Consider the following 4,107-nt stretch of genomic DNA (forward strand, 5'->3'; position numbering starts at 1 on the left):
TCGCTGCTTTTTCTGATGCTTTGACTGTCTACACCCAGCAAGCCTTTCCCCAAGAATGGGCAACAACGCAAAATTGTCTCGGTGTTGCCTACGTTGATAGAATCAGAGGAGAGAAAGCACAAAATATAGAATTGGCGATCACTGCTTTTTCTGCTGCTTTAAGTGTCTACACTCGCGACGCTTTTCCCCAAGATTGGGCAATGACGCAAGGTAATCTCGGTAATGCTTACCGTCAAAGAATTCTAGGAGAGAAAGCACAAAATATAGAATTGGCGATCACTGCTTGTGATGATGCTTTAACTGTCTACACCCAGCATGACTTTCCCCAAGATTGGGCAGGAACGAAAAATAATCTCGGTAATGCTTACTGTGCAAGGATTCTAGGAGAGAAAGCAGAAAATATAGAATTGGCGATCGCTGCTTGTGATGATGCTTTGACTGTCATAACCCAGCAAGCCTTTCCCCAAGATTGGGCAAAAACGCAAAGTAATCTCGCTACTGCCTACGGAGAAAGAATCAGAGGAGACAAAGCAAAAAATATAGAATTGGCGATCGCTGCTTGTGATGATGCTTTGAGTGTCTACACCCAGCAAGACTTTCCCCAAGATTGGGCAAGAATGCAAAATAATCTCGGTGCTGCCTACGTTTATAAAATCAGAGGAGACAAAGCAGAAAATATAGAATTGGCGATCAATGCTTGTTCTGCTGCTTTGAGTGTCAGAACGCAGCAAGCCTTTCCCCTAGATTGGGCAAGAACGCAAAATAATCTCGGTGCTGCCTACGTTTATAGAATCAAAGGAGACAAAGCAGAAAATATAGAATTGGCGATCGCTGCTTTTTCTGCTGGTTTGAGTGTCTACACCCAGCAAGCCTTTCCCCAAGATTGGGCAAGAATGCAAGCTTGTCTCGGTGTTGCCTACTGTCAAAGAATCAGAGGAGACAAAGCCGAAAATATAGAATTGGCGATCGCTGCTTGTGATGATGCTTTGAGTGTCTACACCCAGCAAGCCTTTCCCCAAGATTGGGCGATGACGCAAAATAATCTCGGTCTTGCCTACGTTGAAAGAATCACAGGAGAGAAAGCACAAAATATAGAATTGGCGATCGCTGCTTGTTCTGCTGCTTTGACTGTCAGAACCCGCGAAGCCTTTCCCCAAAACTATGCAGAGACTTTATTTAACCTGGGGATGGCTTACCAAAATGCAAACCAGTTGACCTCAGCTTACAATACCTTTAAATCTGCTATTGACACAGTAGAATCTTTGCGGGAGGAAATACTATCTGGAGAGGAAACCAAGCGCAAACAAGCGGAAGAATGGAATCAACTTTATAGCCGCATGGTAGAAGTTTGCCTGAAATTGGTTAAGATAACCGAAGCGATTGAATATGTTGAACGTAGTAAAACCCGCAATTTAGTTGAACTGATCCTCAACCGTGACTTGAAAACCATCTTCCTCCCAGAAGTAGTTACTCGACTAGAAACATACAGAGATGAAATAACTACAGGACAATATCAAATCCAAAATGGCAAAGCTGAAAATTCAAAAGTCTTAGCACAACGTCTCCAAGAATTGCGACAGCAGCGTAATGAATTGCAAAACTGCTACTTACGCGTTGGTTATGATTTCAAATTTGACTCATTCCAGGCAACTTTGGATGAGCGTACAGCCATAATCGAGTGGTATATTCTCATTGATAAAATTCTGGCGTTTATTGTCATACCTAAAGGAGAGGTCACTGTTTGGCAATCTCAACCAGAAGATCAAGAAGCTTTTAGGAATTGGGTAAATCAATATTTGCAAAACTACGACAATCAAAAAAAACAGTGGCAGAATAGCTTAGGGGAAGAACTCAAAAAATTAGCTTCGATTCTGCACATTGATGAAATATTAACCAAAATACCAAACCATTGCGACCAACTGATCCTAATCCCTCATCGGTTCCTGCACTTATTCCCCCTTCATGCACTCCCAATAACAAGTCAAAATTCAAAATTCAAAATTCAAAATTATGAGGATTTGCCTTGTCTTGTGGATTTATTCCCTCGTGGTGTAGGTTATGCACCCAGTTGTCAACTTCTGCAACAAGTGCAAAAGCGAGAACGTCTTGATTTTCAATCCCTGTTTGCGATTCAAAACCCCACAGAAGACCTCTCTTTTACTGACTTGGAAGTAGAAAGCATATTATCTTACTTTCCCGGACATCAACTATTACCCAAAAAACAAGCCACAAAAGCTGCCTTATCTGAAGCAGCAACACAATTAAAAGAAGTGAATTATCTCCACTTTTCTTGTCACGGTTTCTTCAACTTAAATTCTCCCCAAAATTCTTGTTTAGTGCTAGCAGATGCCTATGTTTCTCCCATTCCCGCTAATGCTAGCCGCGAAAGATATCTAAAAGTACCTGATGACAAAACTATAGATTTAAGTAAATGCCTGACATTGGGTAATTTGTTTGAGCTAAATGAGCGAGGTGAGCTAATTTTCGACTTTAGTCAATCTCGTCTCGTGGTTCTTTCAGCCTGCGAAACAGGCTTAATCGACTTCCAGAACACCAGCGATGAATATATCGGTTTACCCAGTGGGTTTCTCTATGCAGGTAGTAGCAGTGTTGTAAGTAGTTTATGGACGGTAAACGATTTATCAACATCCTTTTTGATGATTAAGTTCATTCAAATTTTGAAGTCTGCTACAGATATGTCAGTACCACTTGCTATGAATCAAGCGCAGCGGTGGTTGCGGGATGCTACAAAGGAAGAGTTACAGGAATGGATGATTCAATTGCCTTTAGATAGCACCAAGAAAGGACAGATACGTCGTCAAATTAATAAGATGACTGGAGAGAAACCTTTCGACTCTCCTGATCATTGGGCTGCATTTACTGCTGTTGGCAAATAGGAGAAGAGTCATGTCTGATTATGAAATTATCGTTAATAATTTTGTCCATGTGTTGACAACTCAATCCTCATTGTTTTCCAAAGAAGATAGGGATGAATTAATTCAATTGATTGAGGAACAACCTGATGAAATCCAATCTCTCTCCAATGCTATTTCCGATTGGTGTTCAGAACATCCTGAAGTAGATGAGGCTTTAGCAGAAATTGAAGAATTAACAGAAAGAGCACCAGGGGAGAAGCGACCTACAAATATTCCCAAATACGAACTTGATAAAAAGAATATAATCAATGCTATTCAACAAAGTTCGTCATCTGCTAAGAAGGTAGACAAACCAACTCCTAATAATTGATATTTTGTGAAAATTTAGATCCCCGACTTCTTATAGAAGTCGGGGATCTGGACACCGCGACATTTATCATCATTCTAAAATGGATTATCTTTCAACAGTAAAGGTAGCTTATCCCAAACTAACTCTCTATGCTTTTCATCTGAAGCATAGCTTGGCACAAAAACCCAAAACCCCTGTAGAAAATGCCAACCATTTCTGGCAAAAATGCCAGCAACTTGGTAAACAACTTGGTGTGCCGAGATTAGAAACTTTACCTGCACTGATTGAAAAAGAAAATAATAAAAAAACTAGCATCACTGGGGAAATACTTCCCGAACGTATTTTAACTTTCACCGCCATTAAACATAACAAGAATCTACACTTAAGCGGCGAAGCTAATCCCCTAGAAATTCACGATACCTACGCGCTTGATTTAACTTTACGTTATCCCCACCCAGAGGTACAACTCACTGATTTAAGGGGACTAAATCCAGATGATTGCTTACTTCCGAAAAATATCAATGCTTCTCTAGGACAAACTTTAGTATTTTTTGCTCAACCTGTAGAAAGAATAGATGATGAGCAAGCCTTCGCTGATGCTTGTGTTGCAGCATTACTATCAGAAGAAACTGTCCGAAAAGTCAACATTTATTGTCAGCATCAAGGGCAACTATTAGGTAGTCCAATATTTGAATATAACAATGATGCTGACTCTCCTGAAGAACAGTGTCATTTATTAATTTGGTTAAATACCCATTCCGAAACTACAAAATTAGAAGAGAAAGGAGAATATTATTATCCTTTCATTGACCTTCTCCTTTGCCGCAGTAAAATTATTTACGCTCGTTCTGAAGCGATATGGTGTTATGAGCAAGCCAGATC

2 protein-coding genes and 1 pseudogene are annotated in these 4,107 nt (G+C 40.2%); all 3 read left to right on the forward strand.

Annotation, left to right across the window (positions count from 1 at the left end):
* Window positions 1-2,897, forward strand: a 2,897-nt coding sequence (locus DP116_RS27270; RefSeq protein WP_169158111.1) for a CHAT domain-containing protein, incomplete at its 5' end; no start/stop codon positions are given.
* Between the two features lie 10 nt (window positions 2,898-2,907).
* Window positions 2,908-3,246: a hypothetical protein gene (locus DP116_RS27275; RefSeq protein WP_169158112.1), complete on the forward strand. Its 339-nt coding sequence runs from the start codon at window positions 2,908-2,910 to the stop codon at window positions 3,244-3,246.
* A gap of 79 nt (window positions 3,247-3,325) precedes the next feature.
* A pseudogene (locus DP116_RS27280) lies at window positions 3,326-4,107 on the forward strand (hypothetical protein); the annotation flags it as partial.

This window comes from Brasilonema bromeliae SPC951, from assembly GCF_012912135.1.
GTDB lineage: Bacteria > Cyanobacteriota > Cyanobacteriia > Cyanobacteriales > Nostocaceae > Brasilonema > Brasilonema bromeliae.